Origin of the sequence: Nocardia elegans NBRC 108235, assembly GCF_001612845.1 — a bacterium.
Taxonomy (GTDB): domain Bacteria; phylum Actinomycetota; class Actinomycetes; order Mycobacteriales; family Mycobacteriaceae; genus Nocardia; species Nocardia nova.
On record NZ_BDBF01000002.1, the window covers coordinates 360,529 to 380,112 of the forward strand.

Here is a 19,584-nt window from a genome sequence, read left to right on the forward strand (position 1 = left end):
TCACTCCGACTCGATCACCCGCACTTCGCCGTCGGGTTCGTCGGTCGCCTCACCCGCCACGGTGAACCAGTGGCTGACCTCGCCCTCGGCCAGGTCACCGGAGATATCACCGCTGGGCAGGACCGAGAGTGCGCCCGCGGTCGCGGAGGTCAGGAATTCCGCCAGCGCTGCCGGACCCGCCGTCGCCGTGGTGTACGTGGTCGACTCGTAGTCGATCTCGTGGTCGGCGCGCAGGGTGTCGGCGTGGTCGAGGGCCTGCTCCTGGGTCAGCGTGCGCAGGGTGCCGTCGGCCGCCCGCACCACGAAGGCCGGATGCTCGTCCTGCAGGGGCCGGATGCGGTCGGCGTAGGACACCGGATGTGCCTGTGCCGCATCGATTTCCGCGCGCACCTTCGGATCGGTCGGGACCAGCCACCGCACCGACTTGGCCGCCGGCTCCAGGGCGATACCCCAGCCGGCGCCCGCCGCGACGATCTCCCCGAAGGACAGGCCGTCGGCGAACAGCGCCGCGGCGCCGGCCTTCTGGATCGCCCACAGCGCCACCACGGCATCCACCGAATGCGGCAGGGCCACCGCGACGATGTCGCCCGGGCCGACGCCGCGTCCGATCAGCACCCGGGCCAGCTTCGACGACCGCGAATCCACCTCGTGATAGGCGATTTCGGCGTCGCCGGACAGCAGCGCGGGAGCCTGCGGATCCTCCTCGACCACATCGCCGAGCGCCTTGGCGACCGTCCGGCTGCCGACCCGGCCGGGTTCGGCGACCGGTTCGGCGGTCACCGCCGCGCCGGCCAGGATCCGCGCCCGCTCGTCGGCATCGAGGATGTCGATATCGCCGACCGCGGCCGCCGGATCGCCGGTCAGCGCGTCCAGCACCCGGTCCAGCCGCTCGGCGAGAGTGTGCACTTCCTCGGCGGTGAAGCGACTGGTCAGGTACTTCCAGGTCACCTCGATCGTCGATTCGGCGGTCACCAGCAGGGTCAGCGGGTAGTGGGTCGCGTCGTTGGTGCCGACACCGGTCACCGACATGCCGTCGATCGAGCTCGCCGCGGCGATCGCATCGGTATCCATCGGATACGACTCGAACACCAGCAGCGTGTCGAATTGCGCTCCGGCGCCGGCGATCCGCTGGATATCGGTGAGGCCCACGTAGTGGTGGTCGAGCAGATCGGCCTGATCGCGCTGCAGGCCCTGCAGCAACTCACCGACCGACGAGCGGTCGTCCACGCCGACGCGCACGGGCAGCGTGTTGATGAACAGGCCGACCATGGATTCGACCCCGGTCAGCTCCGGCGGGCGGCCGGAGACCGTCGCACCGAACACCACGTCGTCGCGGCCGGTGAGCCGGCCGAGCAGAATGCCCCACGCGGCCTGCACCAGCGTATTCACCGTGACCCCGACCTCGGCGGCGTACTTGGTGATCCGGCGCGTGCGAGCCTCGTCGACCTCGGCGACGAACTTCTCGATCTCGTAGTGCTCGGGTCCGCGCGCCGCGGGTGCGAGCTGGGTCGGCTCGTCCGCACCGGCCAGTGCCCGCGACCAGGTGCGCAGCGATTCCTCGCGGTCGCGCCCGGCCAGCCAGCTCAGGAAGTTCCGGTACGAGGACACCCGCGGCAGTGCGGCGGTATCACCGCGCACCGCGTAGAGCACCAGCAGATCGCGCATGAGCAGCGGCATCGACCAGCCGTCCACCAGGATGTGGTGGGTCGTGATCGCCAGATGGAAGGTCGCGGTATCTTCGGCGGCCTCCGCGGGTCCCTCCGTGGTTACGCTCGCTGCCGCCGCCGGGCCCGTCGCTCCGGCCGTGTCGGTCCGGTACAGCGTGAACCGCAGCAGCGGCGCCCGCGACATGTCGAAGTGCGTGGCCCGATCCTCTTCGAGCAGGCGCTTCAACTCCGGAATCCGCTGCTGCTGCGGCAGATCCGTCAGATCGACGGTATGCCACGGCACCTCGACGCGATCCGAGATCAACTGGACCGCCCGGCCGCCGGCGTCGGTGACGAAGGCGGCACGCAGGTTCGGATAGCGGTCCAGGATTCCCTGACCGGCCGCGCGCAGCCGGTCCTCGTCGACCGCGCCGCCGAGATCCACCACGGCCTGCATGGTGTAGACGTCCACGGTCTGCTGAGTCATCATCGCGTGGAACAGCAGACCCGACTGCAGCGGCGAGAGCGGCCAGACGTCCGAGAGCCCCGGATACTGCCGTTCCCACTCGTCGATCTCGGACTGCGCGACCTCGACCAGCGGCAGATCGGACGGCGTCAGACCGCCCGCCTCCGGCTGCCGGACGTGGTCGGCGAGCGCGGTCAGCGCCGCCACCCACAGATCCGCGAACTCCTGCACGCGCTGCTTGCCGAACAGCCCGGTCGGGAACGCGAAGGATGCGGACAGCTGCGCGCCCTCCGGCCCGTCGGTGACGATCGCGTTGATGTCGATCGCGGCGTTGGCGGGCATATCCGGATCCATGTCGGCATCCAGCTGTCCCAGATCCGCCACCGGCGCCCAGTCGAAACCGACCGGCTCCGAGGCGGTTTCGGCGGTCTCCGCGTTCCGCGGGCCCGCACCGGTATCCGCGCGTCCCAGATAGTTGAAGCTGATCTGAGGCGCGGTACCGGCCGCCAGCTCCGCACCGGTCTCCGGGTTCAGGTAGCGCAGCAGGCCGTATCCGATGCCCTTGTCCGGCACCGCGAGCAACTGCTCCTTCACCGATTTCACGATGTCGCCCAAGGCTTTTCCACCACGCAGGGCGGCAGCGACGTCGGCGTGGCCCAGATCCAGCCGCACCGGATAGGCATTGGTGAACCAGCCCACCGTCCGCGACAGATCGGCGCCCGGGACCACACTCTCCTCGCGGCCGTGTCCCTCGAGCTTCACCAGCGCGGCGCCGCCCGCGGCGTCACCGCGCCAGGTGCTGACCGCCAGCGCGAGCGCCGACAGCAGGCCGTCGTCGACACCGGCCCGGTACTTGTCCGGCACGCCGGTCAGCACCGCATCGGTCACCTCGGCCGGCAACAGCACCTCGACCCGATCGACGGTGTCGAAGGTGTCGACCGCCGGGTCGAAGGCCCGCTCACCCAGCACCGGATCCTCGGACGCCGCAATCTGCTGCCAGAACGGCAGTTCCGTGGCTCGCGCGGCCGCCGCGTCGACCAGGGCGTGCGCCCAGCGGCGCATGGACGTGCCGTTCGCGGGCAGCGCCACGGCCTGATCCGACCTCAGCTGCGACCAGGCCACCGCGAGATCCGGGATGAGGATGCGCCACGACACACCGTCGACCACGAAGTGGTGGGCGACGATCACGAGCACGTCCCGGCGAGATGAGCCGGCACCGGTGAAGGCGAACCACAGGAACTGCGTCATCACCGCATTCGCCGGATCGAGGCGGCCCAGCGCGGCGTCGTATTCGACGCTCGCCCGGCGTGACAGTTCCGCGTCGGAGATGTCACCGGGCAGGTCGATCCGATGCACCAGGGCATCGACGTCGATCGCGCCCTGTTCCAGGGCCTCGAAGGTCCACCCGTCCCGGCTGTCCACGGCGGCGGATTCGTTGCGCCGCAACCGGGTCCGCAGCACATCGTGGTGATCGACGATCGCGGCGACGGTCGCGACCAGCGTCTCCTGGTCGGTGTCGTCGGGCAGTCGCAGCGCCATGGCCTGCGAGAACCGCTGATACGACGATCCGGTGCCGAGGATCGAGGCCATGATCGGCGTCAGCGGGATCTCGCCGACACCGCCACCGGGCATTTCGGCGAGCACCTGCTGCTCGGCCTCACCCGCGCGGGTGGCGATCTCCGCCAGCGCGGCCACGCTGCGCCGTTCGAAGACCTGCCGCGGCGTGAAGAGCACACCGCGCGCCTTGGCCCGCGAGACCAGCTGGATCGACAGGATCGAATCACCGCCGAGCGCGAAGAACGAATCGTCGAGTCCGACCTGATCGACGCCCAGCACCTCGGCGAACACCTCGGCGATGGTCGCCTCGAGCGCACTGGTCGGCGCCCGGAACTCGCGCGGCGCGAGCTGGGGTTCCGGCAGCGCCTTGCGGTCGAGCTTGCCGACCGGGGTCAGTGGAATCTCGTCCAGGACCACGATCGCCGAGGGCACCATATGCGGCGGCAGCACCGCGGCCACATGGTCGGTCACGGCCGCGGGGTCGACCGCACGTCCCGGAACACCCAGCACGTAGGACACCAGAATCGTCGCACCGGCCGCGGTTTCGCGGCCGATGGTGATCGCGAATTCGACATCCGGGTGCCGGCCGAGCACCGCGTCGATCTCACCGAGTTCGATGCGGAAACCGCGGATCTTCACCTGGAAGTCGGTGCGGCCGACGTAATCGAGCTCCCACGGCACCTCCGGGCGGGCGATATTGCCGGCGCGCACATCCGGTTCCGCGTACCACCGCACCACGTCACCGGTGCGGTACATCCGGGTTCCGGGCGCACCCCACGGGTTGGCGACGAACCGCTCCGCGGTCAGCCCCGGCCGATGCTGGTAGCCGCGGGCCACCGCACCACCGGAGAGGAACAGCTCACCGGCCACCCCCGGCGGCACCGGGTTCATGCGGGCGTCGAGCACCAGAGCCGACATACCGTGCACCGGGGTGCCGATGGTGATGTGGTTGCCCGGGAACAACCGCGCGTACGAGGAGATGATCGTCGTCTCGGTCGGACCGTAGGCGTTGAAGTACTTGCGCCCCGGCTGCCACTTCGCCAGCAGTTCCGGCGTGGTCACATCGCCACCCACCGACGTCACCAGCAACTGCTCCTGGTCGGCCGGATCCATCGTGCCCAGCACCGCGGGCGTGATGATGGTGTGGGTGACCTGCTCGGTGCGCAGCAGTTCCGCCAGCTCCGGGCCACCGATGATCTGCGGCGGCGTGATCACCAGCGTGGCGCCGATGTAGAACGCGCACACCCACTCCAGCACCGACGGGTCGAAGCTGGGCGAGCAGATGTGCAGGAACCGATGCTGCGGCTCCAGGCCGTACAGGCTCGTCGCCACATCCGCCAGGCCACCGAGACCGGCGTGGGTCACGGTGACGCCCTTGGGCTTACCGGTCGAGCCCGAGGTGTAGATGACATAGGCCGGATGCGCCATCCGCAACGGAGTATGCCGGTCGGCGTCGGTCACCGGCGCCGCCGACTGCGCGGCGCACAGCTCGTCGGTCGAGGGATCGTCGAGGACCAGCCATTCCACGTCGCCGGGCAGATCGCCGACATACGCCGAACCGGTGATGCCCAGCAGCGCACCGGAATCGGTGAGCATATGCCGCACCCGATCCTCGGGATAGTTCGGATCCACCGGCACGTGCGCGGCACCGGCCTTGGTGACGGCCAGAACGGCCAGCACCATCTCGTAGGAACGCGGGAAGGAGACCGCGACCAGTTGCTCGGGTCCGACACCGCGTTCGATCAGCACCCGCGCCAGGCGCGAGGACCGGTCGTCGAGTTCGCCGTAGGTGATCGATTCACCGTTGTAGCGCACCGCGATTCGATCGCGGCCGAGCCGGACGCCGTGGCTCATCAGATCCGGCAGCAGCCCGGTCGCCATCACCTCGTCGCCGTGGACGTGGGTGAGCAGCTCGTACTCCTCGGCGGCAAGCAGCGACAGATCGCCGACCGGGGTCTGCGGCTGCCCGACGATCGCCTCGAGCAGACGGGTGAACCGCTGCGCGAAGACCTCCACCGTGGCCTCGTCGAAAAGATCACGCGCGAAGGAGAATTCGGCGTACATGCCGTTGCGATCGTCGTCGGATTCGCGAACCGTCAGCGACAGATCGAATTTCGCGGTGTCGACGTCGAAATCGAGTGCCGAGACGTGCAATCCGGGCAGCTCGAACGTGCTCTCGGGCAGGTTCTCGAACGACAGCGCCACCTGGAACAGCGGATGCCGCGCGGTGGAGCGCTCCGGATTGAGCAGTTCGACCAGCCGCTCGAACGGGATGTCCGCGTGCGCGAAGGCCTGCAGGTCCGCGTCCTTGGCGTGGCTCAGCAGCTCACCGAAGGTCAGCTCGCCGCGCACGTGGGTGCGCAGCACCAGCGTGTTGACGAACATGCCGATCAGATCGTCGAGTTCGGCCTCGCCACGGCCCGCGATCGGGGTGCCGATCGCGATGTCGTCGGTCCCCGACATCCGCGCCAGGAACAGTGCGAGTGCGGTGTGCACGACCATGAACAGCGTCGCGTTCTGCTCGCGCGCGGTGCGCTGCAGTCCCTCGTAGAGCTCGGTACCGATCGGGAACAGCACCCGCCCGCCCTGGAACGACTGCACGGTCGGCCGCGGCCGGTCCGCGGGCAGGTTCAGCTCGTCCGGAATTCCGGCCAGCGCCTGCCGCCAGTAGTCGGCCTGGGCGCTGAGCAGGCTCTCCGGATCGTCCTCGGAGCCGAGCAGATTGCGCTGCCAGATGCTGAAGTCGGCGTACTGCACCGGCATCGGCGCCCACGCCGGTGCCGCACCCTCGGCGCGCGAGGCGTAGGCCACCATCAGATCCCGGGTCAGCGGGCCCATCGACCAGCCGTCGGCCGCGATGTGGTGCGCGACGAAGACCAGCACGAAGTCGGTGTCGGTGACCTGGAACAGACGGATGTGGAACGGAATCTGCGTGGTCACGTCGAAGCCGGTCGTCACCGCGGCGGTGACGGCCTCGACCACGCCGGACTCCTCGATCCGCACCGGCTCGAGATCGATCGCCACCTCGGCCGGCGACAGCACCCGCTGCACCGGACCGGCAGCGGTCTCGGGGTAGACCGTCCGCAGGATCTCGTGGCGTGCGATGAGATCGGCGACCGCCTCGCGCAGCGCGGACACATCCAGCGCGCCGGAGAGCCGGATCGCCACCGGGATGTTGTCCACCGACGAGGTGGTGTCGAACTGGTTGAGGAACCACATGCGGTTCTGCGCCAGCGACAGCGGGATGTGCTCGGGGCGCGGTCCCGCCGTCAGCGGCGGGCGACCGCCGGCACCGGCCTGCTGTTCGACCTTGGCGGCCAGCCCGGCCACCGTCGAGGATTCGAACAGCGCCCGCACCGGCACCCGGGTGTCGAGCAGCGCACCGAGGCGCGCGGCGACCTGAGTGGCCAGCAGCGAGTTACCGCCGAGGGCGAAGAAGTCGTCGTCGGCGCCGACGCGCTCGACCGACAGCACATCGGTGTACACCGAGGCGACCGCCTCTTCGATCGGTGTCGAGGGCGCCCGGAAAGCGGTGGTCTCGAATTCCGGTTCGGGCAGCGCGCGCCGGTCGAGTTTGCCGTTGATGTTCAGCGGCAACGCGTCCAGTTCGACGAAGGCCGAGGGCACCATGTACGACGGCAGCGCCGCGCTCAGTGCCGCCTTCACCGCGTCGATGTCGAGGTTGTCGCCGGCCGGGACCAGATACGCCACCAGCCGGTCGCCGATGCGCGGGTCCGACTTCGCCAGCACCGCGACCTGCGCGACCTCGTCCAGGCCGAGCAGCGCCGACTCGATCTCGCCGAGTTCGATACGGAAGCCGCGGATCTTGACCTGGAAGTCGGTGCGGCCCTGATATTCCAGTTCGCCCTGGGCATTCCAGCTCACCAGGTCACCGGTGCGGTACATCCGGGCGCCCGGCTGGAAGGGGTTGGCCACGAACCGGTCCGCGGTCAGATCCGGCCGCGCGAAGTAGCCGCGGGCCAGCTGCGCACCGGCCAGATACAGCTCACCGGAGACGCCGTCCGGCACCGGGTGCAGACGTGAATCCAGCACGTAGACCTGGCTGTTCCACTCCGGCGCACCGATCGACACCGACTGCTGTTCGTCCGCGGTGACGCGATGGCTCGTGATCGAGACCGCGGCCTCGGTAGGGCCGTACAGGTTGAACAGTTCGCCGGCGTTGTCGCGGCGGAACCGCTGCGCGGTCGCCCCCGGCAGCGCCTCACCGATCGCCAGCACGCGACGCAGCGAATTCGTCAGCGTCCCATCGGATTCGGTGAGCAGCGCGTCCAGCATCGAGGGCACCACGTGCAGCGTGGTGACCGCTTCGCGGGCCATCAGCTCGTTGAGGTAGGCCGGGTCGCGGTGGCCGTCCGGCGCCGCGATCACCAGGCGTCCACCGGAGACGGCCGCGGTCCAGAACTCCCAGACCGACAGGTCGAAGGTGGCCGCGGTCTTCAGCAGCACCGAATCCTCGGCGCCCAGGCCGAATTCGGCGATCTTCCACAGCAACTGGTTGACCACCGCGGCGTGCGGGACCGCCACACCCTTCGGCCGCCCGGTGGAACCGGAGGTGAAGATGACGTAGGCGGTGTGCTGCGGCAGCAACGGCGCGACCCGCTCGTCGTCCTCGATCGGCGAATCGTCACCCGCGGTGTCGATGTCGTCGACCCGGATCACCGGCGCGACATCGGTCTCGAATCCGGCGTCGGCATCGGTGAGGACACACACCACGTCGGCGGTGTCGAGGATGTAGCCGGTGCGTTCGGCCGGCTGATCCGGATCCACCGGCACATAGGCGCCGCCGGCCACCGTGACCGCGTACATGGCGAGCACCAGATCGACCGAGCGGCGCATCGCCAGCGCGACCCGCGACTCCGGTCCGACACCGAGCGAAATCAGGTGCCGTGCCAGCACGTTCACCCGCCGGTCGAGTTCGGCGTAGGTCACCCGGGCGCCGTCGGCGCCGACCAGGGCGTCGCGCTCGGAGTAGGTCTCGACCGTCGCGTCCAGCAGCGAGGCCAGCGTCGCCGACCGGTCCACCGGGTGCTCGGTGGCATTGCGGGCGGAGATCAGCGCACCGCGTTCGGCGGCGTCGAGCAGATCGATATCGCCGACCGCGGTATGCGGTGCGGTCACGATCGCGCCCAGCATCCGCACGAACCGATCCACGAAGCCCGCCACCGTGTTGTGGTCGAACAGGTCGGTCGCGTAGGTGAAGAATCCGGTGATGCCCTCGGGCGCACCGGTGTCGCTGTAACGGTCGGTGGCGATCAGGTGCAGGTCGAACTGCGAGAGCTGGGTATCGAAGTCCAGTCCGCTGACCCGCAGGCCCGGCAGCTCCAGCGTAGCCTGCGCCAGGTTCTGGAACGACAGACCCACCTGGAACAACGGATGCCGCGCGGTGGAGCGCACCGGGTTGAGCACCTCGACCAGCCGCTCGAACGGCACGTCCGCGTTGGCGAAGGCCTGGATGTCGATATCGCGCTGCCGCCCCAGCAGTTCGGTGAAGCCGGCACCGGCATCGACCTGGGTCCGGAACACCAGGGTGTTGACGAACATGCCGATCAGATCGTCGAGCACGGCCTCGCCGCGACCGGCCATCGGGGTGCCGATGGCGATGTCGTCGGAGCCCGACAGCCGCGACAGCAGGACCGCCAGCGCGGTGTGCACGACCATGAACAGCGTCGCGCCCTCGGTGCGGGCCAGGTCGATCAGCGCCCGATGCAGTTCGGCATCGATGCGCACCTCGACCTTGCCGCCGGCGAAGCTCTGCACGGCCGGACGCGGGCGGTCCGACGGCAGATCGAGCTGATCGGGCAGCTCGGCCAGCGCCTGCTTCCAGTACGCGACCTGCTTGGAGGCCAGCGAATCCGGATCGTCCTCACTGCCCAGCAGTTCGCGCTGCCAGATGCTGTAGTCGGCGTACTGAACCTCCAGCGGGGCCCAGTTCGGCGTCAGCCCGGCCGCGCGGGCGGCGTAGGCGGTCATCAGATCGCGAGTCAGCGGGCCCACCGACGAACCGTCGCCGGAGATGTGGTGCACGACCATGGCCAGCACGTATTCGGCGGTGCCGCTTGCGGTTTCGGTGTCGGGACGGACCTCGAACAGCGCGACCCGCACCGGCACCTCGGTGGTGACGTCGAAGCTGGTGTTGATCAGCGCGACCACCTCGGACTCCACCGCGGCGGCATCGACCACGCGCAGTTCGAGCTCCGGAATCGCCTGGGTCGCGGGCAGGATCACCTGCACCGGGCCCTGGTCGGTCTGCGGGTACACGGTCCGCAGAATCTCGTGGCGCGCCACCAGATCCGCCATCGCGGCCCGCAGCGCCGACACGTCCAGCGCACCGCTCAGCCGCACCGCGATCGGCACGTTGTAGGCGGCCGAGGCGGTGTCGAAGCGGTTGAGGAACCACATCCGCTGCTGCGCCAGCGACAGCGGGATCCGCGGCGGTCGCGGCGCGGCGGTCAGCGCGCGGCGGCCGCCGGCGTCGGCGTGGTGCTCCACGCGGGTGGCGAGCGCGGCGACCGTGGAGGCCTCGAACAGCAGGCGCACCGGCACCCGGGTGTTCAGGGCCTCGCCCAGGCGCGCGGCGACCTGCGTGGCGAGCAGCGAGTTGCCGCCCCACGCGAAGAAGTCGTCGTCGCGGCCCATCGTGCCGGATTCCTTGCGCAGCACATCGGCGAAGGTGTTGGCCACGATCTGCTCGATCGGGGTCACCGGCGCGCGGAAGACGGCCTTCTCGAAGACCGGTTCGGGCAGTGCGGCGCGGTCCAGTTTGCCGTTGGCGTTCAGCGGCAGCGCGTCCAGCTGCATGAACACCGACGGCACCATGTAGGACGGCAGCTGTTCGGCGAGTGCGGCCTGCAGCGACTGCTTGTCCAGTTCGGCGGTGCCGACCACGTAGGCGACCAGGCGATCGCCCAGATTCGGATCCGCGTGCGCGACAACGGCGGTCGCGGTCACGACCGGCTGCCGCAGCAGCACCGCCTCGATCTCGCCGAGTTCGATACGGAAACCGCGGATCTTCACCTGGAAGTCGGTGCGACCCCTGTAGTCCAGTTCACCTCGGTCGGTCCACGCCACCAGGTCACCGGTGCGGTACATCCGCGTGCCCGGCGCCCCGAACGGATCGGCGACGAACCGGTCCGCGGTCAGATCCGCGCGCCCGAAGTAGCCGCGCGCGAGCTGCGCACCGGCCAGGTACAGCTCACCCGGCACACCCACCGGAACGGGCCGCAGCCGCGAATCCAGCACGTACACCCGGCTGTTCCACTCCGGCGCGCCGATCGACACCGACTGGCGGTCGGCGGTGGTGACGCGATGGCTGGTGATCGAGACCGCGGCCTCGGTCGGGCCGTACAGGTTGAACAGCGCGGCCTCGGCGGTCTCCAGGAAACGCTGCGCGGTCGCGGCCGGCAGCGCCTCACCGATGGCGAGCACCCGCTTCAGCGACGAGCTGAGCATGCCTTCGCTCTCGGTGAGCAGGGCGTCCAGCATCGACGGCACCACATGCAGCGTGGTGACGGCGGTGCCGAGCATCAGCTCGTTGAGGTAGGCCGGATCGCGATGCCCCTCGGGCGCGGCCACCACGAGGCGGCCACCGCAGGCGGCGGCGGTCCAGAACTCCCACACCGACAGGTCGAAGGTCGCCGCGGTCTTGAGCAGCACCGAATCACCGGCGCCGAGGCCGAATTCGGCGATCTCCCAGCGCAACTGGTTGACGATCGCGCCGTGCGACACCACCACGCCCTTGGGGCGGCCGGTGGAGCCGGAGGTGAAGATCACGTACGCGGCGTTGGCCGCGGTGAGTTCCCGCAACCGCTCCCCCGCGGTGATCGGCGCCGCCGAATAACCGGAGAGCTCGAGTCCGTCGAGTTCGATCACCGGACGCTGCGGAGTCCAGCGCAGCGCGCTCTCCCCGTCCTCGTCGGCGGTCGCCGCGACGGTGGCCGAGGTGGTCAGCACACAGGCGGGGGCCGCCGTCTCGAGGATGTAGTCGATGCGTTCGGCGGGCTGGCCCGGGTCGATCGGCACGTAGGCCGCACCGGTCTTGGCCACCGCGTACATCGCGACGATCAGCTCCACCGACCGGCCCAGTGCCAACGCCACCCGGTCCTCGGTGCCGATCCCGCATTCCACTAGGTAGCGCGCCAGGCGATTCACCCGCGCGTCGAGGTCGCCGTAGGTCAGCACCTGCTGCGCCGTCCCGGTGGCCTCGGTGTCGACCACCAGCGCGACCGCGGTCGGGTCGGCGGCGACCGTCGCATCGAGCAGCGACACCAGGGTCGCCTCGGTGTCGATCGGATGAGCGGTCTCGTTCCACTGCCGCAGGATGCGCTCGTTCTCGGCGGGATCGAGCAGGTCGATATCACCGACCGGGCCGGACACGTCCGCGATCACGGCATCGAGGACCCGGACGAACCGGTCCGCGAAGCCCTGCACCGTCGACTCGTCGAAAAGGTCGATGGCATAACCGAATTCGGTGATGATCTCGGCCGGCGAACCGTCCTCGGCGTAGCGGTCGTAGAGCGTCACGTGCAGATCGGTCTTGGCCAGCTGGGAATCGAAATTCACCGCGCTCACCGACAGACCGGGCAGCTCCAGCGCGGTCTCGGCCAGGTTCTGGAACGACAGGCCCACCTGGAACAGCGGGTTGCGCGCCGTGGACCGCACCGGGTTGAGCACCTCGACCAGCCGCTCGAACGGCACGTCGGCGTTGGTGAAGGCCTCGAGGTCGCGCTCGCGCACATCGGCGAGCAGTTCGGCGAAGCTCGCGTTGCCGTCGATGCGGGTACGGAACACCAGCGTGTTGACGAACATGCCGATCAGATCGTCGAGTTCGCGCTCACCACGCCCGGCGATCGGGGTGCCGACGGCGATGTCGTCGGTGCCCGACAGGCGTGAGAGCAGCACGGCCAGCGCCGCGTGCACGACCATGAACAGCGAGGCGTTGTTGGCGCGCGCCAACTCGTGCAGGCGGGCGTGGCGCTGCGGGTCGATCTCGAAGCGAATCGCCTTGCCCTGGAACGACTGGGCCGGCGGACGCGGGCGGTCGGTCGGCAGTTCCAGCTGATCCGGCAGTCCGCCGAGGGCGGCGGTCCAGTAGGCGACCTGCTGGGCGGCCAGCGATTCCGGATCCTCCTCGGATCCGAGCACCTCGCGCTGCCACAGCGCGTAGTCGGCGTACTGCACGGGCAGCGGCGTCCACTGCGGCGCCTCACCCTGCACGCGTGCGGCGTAGGCCGCCATCAGATCCCGGGCCAGCGGTCCCATCGAGGAGCCGTCGGCGGCGACGTGATGGACGGTGAAGGCGAGGACGTGTTCCTCGGCCGACTGGTCCCCGCCGGTGATCCGGAACAGCGCGACCTTCAGCGGCACCTCGGCGGTGACGTCGAAGGTGGTCATCGCGAATTCGATGATGCGGTCGAGCAATTCGTCCTCGGCCACCGCCACCGGCTCCAGCGGGGGCGCGGTATCGGTCGCGGGCAGGATCACCTGGTGCGGTCCGTCCGCCGAGCGCGGGTAGGTGGTGCGCAGCACCTCGTGCCGGGCCAGGACGTCGCCGAGCGCGCGTTCCATGGCCGCGACGTCGAGCGCGCCCGACAGCCGCACCGCGAGCGGAATGTTGTCCACCGCGGAGGTGGTGGTGTCGAACTGGTTGAGGAACCAGTAGCGCTGCTGCGCCGGCGAGAGCGGAATCCGTTGCGGCCGTTGCCCGGCCACCAGCTTCGGCCGCGTCCGGCCGGATCCGGCGCCCTGCTCCAGGCGCGCGGCCAGGGCGGCGACGGTCGACGCCTCGAACAGGTCGCGCACCGCCAGCTGGGTGTCGAGCGCGGCGCCCAGGCGCGCGGTCACCTGGGTGGCGATCAGCGAGTTGCCGCCCAGTTCGAAGAAGTCGTCGTCGAGACCGACCCGGGGCACACCCAGCACATCGCTGAACGTGCCGGCCACGATCTCCTCGATCGGGGTGGCCGGGGCGCGGAACTGCCGGGCCTCGAACACCGGCGCCGGCAGCGCCTTGCGGTCGAGCTTGCCGGAGGCGTTGAGCGGGAAGGCGTCCAGCACCACGAAGGCCGAGGGCACCATGTAGCCGGGCAGCGCCTCGCCGAGTTCGGTGCGCACCGCGTCGGGGTCGACGATGGCGCCGGTCGCGGGCACCACGTAGGCGACCAGCTGATCGCCGAGCCGGTCGTCGGAGCGCACGACCACCACGGCCTGGGCGACGGCGTCGACCGCCACCAGTGCCGATTCGATCTCGCCGAGTTCGATGCGCAGACCGCGCAACTTCACCTGGAAGTCGGTGCGGCCCAGGTACTCCAGTTCGCCGCCGGCACTCCAGCGCACCAGGTCACCGGTGCGGTACATCCGCTCACTGTTACCGAACGGGTTGGCCACGAACCGATCCGAGGTCAGATCGGCGCGCGCGACATAGCCGCGGGCCAGCTGGTCACCGGCCAGGTACAGCTCACCCGCGACGCCGGTGGCGACCGGGTGCAGCCGCGAATCGAGCACGTAGACACGGGTGTTCCACACCGGACGGCCGATCGGCACCGCGACCGTGTCGGCCTCGGTCACCTCGTGATAGGTGACGTCGACGGCGGCCTCGGTCGGGCCGTAGAGGTTGTGCAGCCGGGCGCCGGTCAGCTCGATCAGGCGCTGGGCGGTGACCGCCGGCAGCGCCTCACCGGAGGCGAACACCCGGCGCAGCGTGGTGCAGTCGGCGCCGGAGGCGTCCAGCGCGGCGACGAAGACCGACAGCATCGACGGCACGAAGTGCACGGTGGTGATGCGCTCGGCGTCGATCAGTTCCGCCAGATAGGCCGGATCGCGGTGGCCGTCGGGCTTGGCGACGACCAGGCGCGCGCCGACCTGCAGCGGCCAGAAGAACTCCCACACCGACACGTCGAAGGTGGCGGGCGTCTTCTGCAGCACGACATCGTCGAGGTAGAGGTCGTACTCGTCCTGCATCCAGGCCAGGCGGTTCACGATCGCGGCATGGCTGACGGCCACGCCCTTCGGCCGCCCGGTGGAACCGGAGGTGAAGATCACGTAGGCGGTGTGCGCGGGACGCAGCGGGGCGACGCGGTCGGCATCGGCCACCGGATCGTCGGCGTACGCGGTCAACTCCAGGCCGTCGATCGCGACGACCGGCACGTCCGGCCGCGCCGCGAGCGGGCTGTCCGCGGTGGTCAGCACGCAGACCGGGTTCGCGGTCGCCAGCACGTATTCGGTGCGCTCGGCCGGGTGGTCGGGGTCCAGCGGCACATAGCCGCCGCCGGCGACCGTCACCGCGTACATGCCGATGACCAGTTCCAGCGAACGCCGCATATGCAGCGCCACCAGCGAATCCGGGCCCACGCCCTGCTCGATCAGGTAGCGGGCGAGCCGGTTCACCCGGGCCGCGAGTTCGCCGTAGGACAGAGTTGTCCCCTCGAACGTCAGCGCCGGCTCGTCGGGATCGAGTTCGACCTGCCGATCGAACATCGAGGCCAGCGTCAGCGCGACGGTACCGGCCGCCCGGCCGAGAACGACGCGGTCGACGTCGTAGGCGGTGGCGTTCCAGTTGTCGACGATGGTGCGCCGCTCGACGGTGTCGAGCAGGTCGATATCGCCGAGCGCGGCGGCGGGGTCCGCGGTCACCGCGTCCAGCATCCGGACCAGGCGATCGGCGATGGCCGCGACCGTCCGGGCATCGAACATGTCGGTGGCGTAAGCCAATTCGGCCGACATACCTTCGGCGGAACCGTCGGCGGCGAAGCGCTCGGTGAGGTTCAGGTGCAGATCGAATTTCGCGGTCAGCACATCCAGCGGCAGGCCGCTGACCTCCAGATCCGGCAGCGCGAACGAGGCCCCACCGGTGTTCTGGAACGACAGCATCACCTGGAACAGCGGATGCCGCGCCTGCGAACGCGCCGGATTCAGAATCTCCACCAGCCGCTCGAACGGCAGATCCGCATGTCCGAACGCGGCGAGATCGGATTCCTTGGTGCGCGCGAGCAATTCGGTGAACGACATCGCCGGATCGACACTGCTGCGCAGCACCAGCGTGTTGACGAACATGCCGATGGCATCGTCGAGCGCGGCCTCGCCTCGGCCCGCGACCGCGGTGCCGATAGCCAGATCGTCACTGCCGGACAACCGCGCCAGCAGTGCCGCGAAGGCCGCGTGCGTGACCATGAACAGACTGGCGCCGTGGGTGCGGGCCAGCGCGTTGAGCCGGCGCACCAGCTCGGCGTCGAGTGAGAACTCGTGCACGCCGCCGCGATACGTGGCGACCGCGGGTCGCGGACGGTCGGCGGGCAGATCCAGCTGGTCGGGCAGACCGGCCAGATGCCGCGACCAGTACGACACCTGCTGGGCGATCAGCGATTCCGGATCGTCCTCGGAACCGAGCGTTTCCCGCTGCCACAGGGCGTAATCGGCGTACTGCACCGGCAGCGGCGCCCAGCCCGGCGCGGCGCCCTGCGAGCGCGCCGCGTAGGCGAGCATCACATCGCGGGCCAGCGGCCGCACCGACCAGCCGTCACCGGAGATGTGGTGGACGACGAAGACCAGCACGTAGTCCGGCGCCGGTTCACCCGCGCCGTTGCCGCTCGCATGTTCGACCCGGAACAGCTTGGCGCGCACCGGAACCGCGGCGGTGACGTCGAAGCCGGTGAGAACCAGTTCGCGCACCCGCTCGGGCAGTTGCGCCTCGGTCACCGGTTCGGCGTCCAGTTCCACCGCGTCGCGGTCGGCGGGCAGGATCACCTGCACCCCCTGGCCCTCGGAGGTTTCCGGGTAGACCGTGCGCAGCACCTCGTGGCGTTCGATCACATCCGCGACGGCCTCGCGCAGGGCGTCGACGTCGAGCGCGCCGGTGAGCCGGACCGCCATCGGGATGTTGTTGACCGCGCTGGCGGTGTCGAAGCGGTTGAGGAACCACATCCGCTGCTGTGCCAGCGAGAGCGGAATCTCCTCCGGTCGCGGTCCCGCCACCAGGGCGCGGCGGCCACCGGACCCGGCGTGGGTCTCCAGCCGGGCGGCGAGCGCCGCCACGGTCGGCGCCTCGAACAGGGTCCGCACCGGGATGCGGGTGTTCAGCGCCTGGCCCAGGCGGGCCACCACCTGGGTGGCGATCAGCGAGTTGCCGCCCAGTTCGAAGAAGTCGTCGTCGAGACCGACCGGCCGGGCCTCGGTGTCGATGCCCAGCACCTCGGCGATGGTGGCGGCGACGATCTCCTCGACCGGTGTGGTCGGGGCGCGGAACTCCCGTGCCTCGAATTCCGGTGCGGGCAGCGCGCGCCGGTCCAGCTTGCCGTTCGCGCTCAGCGGCAGGGCGTCGAGCACGACGATCGCGGCCGGAACCATATAGGAGGGCAGCCGCGCCGCCAGTTGCGCGCGGATCGCGTCGAGATCGACCTCTCCGGCGCCGGCGGCGGGCACGATATAGCCCACCAGCTGCTCGCCGATCCGCTCGTCGGAGCGCACCACGGCCACCGCCTGCGCGACCGAATCCTGTGCGGTGAGCGCGGATTCGATCTCGCCGAGCTCGATGCGCAGACCGCGCACCTTCACCTGGAAGTCGGTGCGGCCCAGATATTCGATGGCCCCGTCGGCGCCGCGGCGCACCAGGTCACCGGTGCGGTACATGCGGGAACCGCTGCCGCCGAACGGATTCGCGACGAAGCGGTCCGCGGTCAGGTCGGTGCGGCCGAAGTAGCCGCGCGCCAGCTGAGCGCCGGCCAGATACAGCTCACCGGCGACTCCGGCCGGAACCGGATGCAGCCGCGCGTCCAGGATGTAGGCCTGCGCGTTCCACACCGGCAGGCCGATCGGCACGGCTCCCGCTATATCCGCGGCGACCGGCATGGCGGTGGCGTGCACGGTGAACTCGGTGGGGCCGTACAGGTTGTGCAGTTCGGCGGTGCCGATGCGGCGGTAGGCCTGCGCGGCGTCGGCGGTGAACGCCTCACCCGCGATGAGCAGGGTGCGCAGCGAGGACACCTCGGCCGCGGTCCCGGCGTGCACGCTGTCGGAGAACACCGACAGCATGGACGGCACGAACGAGGTCATCGTGACCTGCTGGGCCGCGATCACCTCGGCGAGATAGCCGGGATCGCGATGGCCGTCCGGCGCGGCGATCACCAGGCGCGCGCCGGTGGCGGTCGCGCCGAACAGCTCCCACACCGACACGTCGAAGGTCGGCGGCGTCTTGAACAGCACCACCTCACCCGCGCCGATGCCGTATTCGGTGGTGATCCAGCGAATCTGGTTCACCACCGCGGCCTGCGAGACCGCCACACCCTTCGGCCGTCCGGTGGAACCGGAGGTGAAGATCACGTAGGCGAGGTGCTCCGGCCGCAGCGGGGTACGCCGTTCGGTGTCGTCGAGTTCGCCGTCCGCGAAGCCGGACAGATCCAGCTCGTCGATGCGCACGGCGGTCGCCGCACCCTCGAGCGCGCGGTCGATGTCCGCGCCGTCGCGTGCGGTGGTGAGCACGGCGATCGGTGCGGCGGTGTCGACCACGTAGCGAATGCGCTCACCCGGCTGGTCCAGATCCAGCGGCACGTAGGCGCCACCGGCCTCCAGCACCGCGTAGGCGGCCACCACGAGGTCGAGCGAACGCCGCATGCCCAGTGCCACCCGGGCATCCGGGCCCACACCGGCCTCGACCAGATACCGGCCGAGTCGCCGGGCCCGCGCCGCGAACTCGGCGTAGGTCAGCGTGACGCCGGCCTCGGGGTCGACCACCGCGACCGCGTCCGGGGTCTGTTCGACCTGGGCGTGGAAATCGGCCAGCAGGGTGGCGGCGCCTTCACGGCGCACCGGCAGATGACGTGCCGTGTTGTTCCAGCCACGCAGTTCGCGCGCCGCCTCGGCGGGAGCGAGCAGATCGATGTCGCCCACCCGGGCCGCCGGTTCGGCGACCACGGCGGTCAGCACCCGCACCAGGCGATCGGCGAAGCCGGCGATCGTGTCGTTGTCGAAAAGATCTGTGGCGTAGACGAATTCGGCACTGATACCGCCGGCAGCGGTGGCGCCGTCGGCCGTCTCGGCGGTCTCCTCGGTGAGCACCAGCTGCAGATCGAACTTCGCGGTATCGATCGGCAGTTCCACACCGCTGACCGTCAGTCCCGGCAGTTCCAGGGCGCTGCGGCCGGTGTTCTGGAACGACAGCATCACCTGGAACAGCGGATGCCGCGCCTGCGAACGCGCCGGATTCAGAATCTCCACCAGCCGCTCGAACGGCAGATCCGCATGTCCGAACGCGGCGATGTCCGTGCTGCGCACCGACTGCAGCAGATCGGTGAAGCTCGCACCGCCGTCGATCTCGGTCCGCAACACCAGGGTGTTGACGAACATGCCGATCAGATCGTCGAGCGCGCGCTCACCGCGGCCGGCCACCGGCGTGCCGATGGCGATATCGGCCTCCCCGCTCAGCCGCGACAGCACCAGTGCCAGCGCCGCGTGGGTGACCATGAACATGGTCGCCCCGCGGGTGCGGGCCAATTCGGCCAGGCGGGCGTGCACGTCGGCGTCGATGTGGAAGGTGTGCGTCGCGCCGCGGCCGGAGGCGACCGCCGGACGCGGCCGGTCGGCGGGCAGATCGAGCTGTTCAGGCAGTCCGCGCAGCGCGTCGCGCCAGTAGTCGATCTGGTCCGCGATCACCGATTCCGGATCGTCCTCGCGGCCGAGCACCTCGCGCTGCCAGAGCGCGAAGTCGGTGTACTGCACCGGCAGCGGCGCCCAGGCCGGTTCGCCGCCCTCGACGCGCGCACCGTAGGCGGTCATCACGTCGCGGGTCAGCGGACCCATCGAGAAGCCGTCGGCGGAGATGTGGTGCACCACCAGGGCCAGCACGTGTTCGGTCGGGCTGACCTCGAACAGCCGGGCCCGGAACGGCACCTCGACGGTGACATCGAAACC

The 19,584-nt window shown here is 70.0% G+C and carries 1 protein-coding gene (only partly in view); it reads right to left on the minus strand.

Annotated elements, in window-relative coordinates; genetic code table 11:
• Positions 1-19,584, minus strand: partial view of a non-ribosomal peptide synthase/polyketide synthase gene (locus NE2_RS36905; RefSeq protein ID WP_233429640.1) — the 3' portion only. 3,684 nt of this gene lie beyond the right edge of the window; the window shows 19,584 of its 23,268 coding nt (coding positions 3,685-23,268); its start codon lies off the right edge, out of view; the stop codon is at positions 1-3.